3 protein-coding genes and 1 pseudogene are annotated in these 3,224 nt (G+C 74.3%); 3 read left to right on the top strand and 1 reads right to left on the bottom strand.

Annotated elements, in window-relative coordinates; all coding sequences use genetic code 11:
* Positions 1-1,378: sensor histidine kinase (locus H5J30_RS23555; RefSeq protein WP_181789370.1), on the top strand; the 1,378-nt coding region annotated here is incomplete at its 5' end.
* 21 nt (positions 1,379-1,399) lie between these two features.
* Here the strand turns inward: H5J30_RS23555 and H5J30_RS23550 are convergent.
* Entirely contained in the window at positions 1,400-2,008 is a 609-nt protein-coding gene (locus H5J30_RS23550; protein ID WP_181789369.1) for a response regulator transcription factor, read from the bottom strand.
* A 98-nt stretch (positions 2,009-2,106) separates the two neighbouring features.
* On the opposite strand from H5J30_RS23550, the gene H5J30_RS23545 reads away from it, so the two are divergent.
* Both H5J30_RS23545 and H5J30_RS23540 read left to right on the top strand, forming a co-directional pair.
* Complete coding sequence (locus tag H5J30_RS23545; RefSeq protein ID WP_181789368.1) at positions 2,107-2,838, top strand: ABC transporter ATP-binding protein; 732 nt, start codon at positions 2,107-2,109, stop codon at positions 2,836-2,838.
* Positions 2,838-3,224 (top strand): annotated as a pseudogene (locus H5J30_RS23540) (ABC transporter permease); the annotation flags it as partial. The gene H5J30_RS23545 and the pseudogene H5J30_RS23540, both read left to right, overlap by 1 nt.

The following is a 3,224-nucleotide window of genomic DNA, read 5'->3' as shown; positions in this document are numbered from 1 at the left end:
CGTCGCCACCGAGGTACGCACCGGGCACACCGAGCCGCTCGGCCCCGCGGGCGCGCTGCTGGGCGGGGTGCTGCGGGAGGCCGTCACCGCCCTGATCGGTCGCGGGACCGCCACCCGCTGCCTGATCGAGACCGGCGGCGAGCCGGGCCGGGTGTGGCTGGCGGTGGTGAGCGACGACACCACCACCGCGGAGGAGGACGTCCTGGGCGGCCTGCCCGAGCGGATCGCCGCCGCCGGCGGCAGCCTCACCACCGCCCTGACCCCCGAGGGCCGCCGGGAGGTACGGGCCGTGCTGCCCGAAGCCAGACGCCCGCCGGCGCCGGACGAGGGCCGCCGGCGATGGGCGTACCGGCTGTCCCTCGCCGTGCTCGCGGCCGTCCTGGCCGGCTTCTCGCTCAAAGCGCTGCTGCTCGTGTCCGGCGATCAGGTGCTGCCCGCCGCCGCCCTGCTGGCCCTGGTCGTCACCCTGCACCTGCGGTCGGTACACGGCAGGCATCCGGTGCACCTGGCCCTGATGGCGCTGCTCACCTATCTGCCGATGTTCGCGTTCGGCCGGGCCTGGCTGGGCACGGCGGGCTTCCTCGCCGGGCCGGTGCTGCTCGCGCTGCCCTGGGCCGTGGCCTGGCCGCTCGTGGGCGCGGTCATGGGGAGCGTCGCCGTCATCGGCGTACGGCTGGGGCTGTCACCCGCGCTGACCCTCAACTACACGCTCAGCACGCTGGTCACCGGTCTGGTCGTCCACGGGCTGCTGCGGCTGCCGGGGATCGTGCAGGAACTGCAGGCCGCACAGCGGCGGCTGGCCCGTGCGGCGGTGGTCGAGGAGCGGCTCAGGGCCGCCCGGGACCTGCACGACCTCCTCGGCCACAGCCTCGCCGCCATCCTCCTGACCTGTGAACTGACCCGCCGGCTGCCGCCGGAGCAGGCCCGGGGCGAGCTGCGGGACATCCTGGTGATGGCCGAGCGGGGCGAGGCCGACCTGCGGTCCGCGGCGGGTGGCGTGGGCCGGATGCCGCTGGACACGGAGGCCGGCTCGGCCCGCTCCGTGCTGGCCGCGGCCGGCATCGGGGCCGAGGTCTCGCTCGCCCACGACGGGCTGCCCGCCGGTGCGGAGACGGCTCTCAGCGCGGTGCTGCGGGAGGCGGTGACCAACGTGCTGCGGCACAGCGACGCGCGGGCGGCGGAGATCTCCACGGCCGCGGAGGACGGCGGGGTCCGGCTGCGGGTACGCAACGACGGCGTCCGCGGGACCGGCGGCAGGCGGGACTCCTCCGGGCTCGGCAACCTCACCACGCGGCTGGCGGCACTCGACGGGACGCTGACGGCGGGGGCGGCGGACGGCTGGTTCGAACTGTCCGCGTGGGTGCCGGGCGGGCGTTGAGGATACGTCCGCGTACGCCCGCTATATCCAGCCGGCCTCCGTGGCGATCCGCACCGCGTCCGTGCGGTTGCGGGCGCCGAGCTTGGCGACGATGCCGGTGAGGTAGTTCCGTACCGTGCCCGCCGTCAGATGCAGCCTGCCCGCGATCTCGGTCGGCTCGGCGCCGCCGGCGACCTGCCTCAGCACCTCCGCCTCCCGCTCCGTGAGGGGGTTGTCCGCCAGGTCCCAGGCGGCCACCGCCAGCGCGGGGTCGAGTACCCGCTCCCCGGCCGCCAGCTTGCGGATGGCGGCGAGGAGTTCGTCCGGGGGTGCGGTCTTCAGCACGAAGCCGTGCACGCGGGCGGCGAGTGCCCGGCGCAGATGCCCCGGCTTGCCGTACGCGGTGAGCATCAGCACCCGGCTGTCCGGGAGTTCGTCGTGCAGCCGGGCCGCCGCCGCGAGGCCGTCCAGCTCGCCGGGCATGTCGATGTCCAGGACGGCCACGTCGGGGCGGTAGACCCGGGCCGCGTCCACGGCCGCCGCGCCGCTGTCCACCGACGCGACGACCTCCAGGTCCGGTTCGAGGTCGAGCAGGGCGGACAGCGCCCGCCTGATCACGTGCTGGTCCTCTGCCAGCAGTACCGATATCACCCTGTCAGGTATAGCAGTGTCCGGATCATGACGACGTCATGCCGCATGCGTGACGGCGTCGGTGGGAGGGGTCCGCGCCGGGCGGCAGGCTCGTACCCATGGCGGACACAGTGCAGTGGGAAGCGGTCAGCAAGGTCTACGGCAAGGGGCAGGGGGCGGTGGCGGCACTGCGCGAGGTGTCCGTGGCCATCCCGCGGCGCAGCTTCACCGCGGTGATGGGTCCCTCGGGTTCGGGCAAGAGCACGTTCCTGCACTGCGCGGCCGGACTGGACAGCCCCACCTCGGGCACCGTACGGCTCGGCGGCACCGACCTGACCCGGATGAACGAGACGAAGCTCACCGAACTGCGGCGGCAGCGCGTCGGCTTCGTCTTCCAGGCGTTCAACCTGATCCCCTCGCTCACCGTGCTGGAGAACATCACCCTGCCGCTGCGGCTCTCCGGTACCCGCACCGACCAGGCGCGGCTGCGGGAGATCGTGGACCGGGTCGGCCTGGCCGGGCGTACGGACCGGCGGCCCGCCCAGCTCTCCGGCGGCCAGCAGCAGCGGGTGGCGCTCGCCCGCGCCCTGGCCACTCGACCGGAGGTGATCTTCGGCGACGAGCCGACCGGGGCGCTGGACACGATGACGGCCCGCGAGGTGCTGAACCTGCTGCGCGAGACGGTCGACTCGCTCGGCCAGACCGTGGTGATGGTGACCCACGACCCGGTGGCCGCCTCCTACGCCGACACGGTGCTGTTCCTCGCCGACGGCCGGATCGTGGACGAGACGCGGAACCCCACCGCCGAGCAGGTCGCCGAGCGGATGACCCGGCTGGGAGCGTGGAAGTGATGGCCCTGCTGTCGTTCTCCCTGAAGACCCTGCGGCACCGCAAGGCCGCCTTCGCCGGCGCCTTCGTCTCCCTGTTCTGCGCCGCCGCCCTGGTGAGCGCCTGCGGGATGCTGCTGGAGACCGGGCTGCGCGGCCACGTGGACCCCGAACGCTACGCGGGCACCCCGGTGGTCGTGGCCGGCGACCAGTACGTGCACAAGACCGTCCGGAAGGGCAACGGCAAGACCAAGCACAAGGCCAAGGCCATCGCCGAACGGGCCTGGATCCCCGAGTCGCTGACGGAGAAGGTGGCCGCGGTGCCGGGCGTGCGCAAGGCGGTCGCCGAGGTCGCCTTCCCCGTCGGCACCCCGGACGGCGAGGCGGCGGGGCACGGCTGGGACTCGGCC

It is taken from the genome of Streptomyces phytophilus, from assembly GCF_013870535.1.
In the GTDB taxonomy this organism is placed as follows: Bacteria; Actinomycetota; Actinomycetes; order Streptomycetales; family Streptomycetaceae; genus Streptomyces; species Streptomyces phytophilus.
The sequence above is the reverse complement of the archived record's forward strand: the minus strand, read 5'-3'. Positions and strand labels throughout refer to the sequence as shown.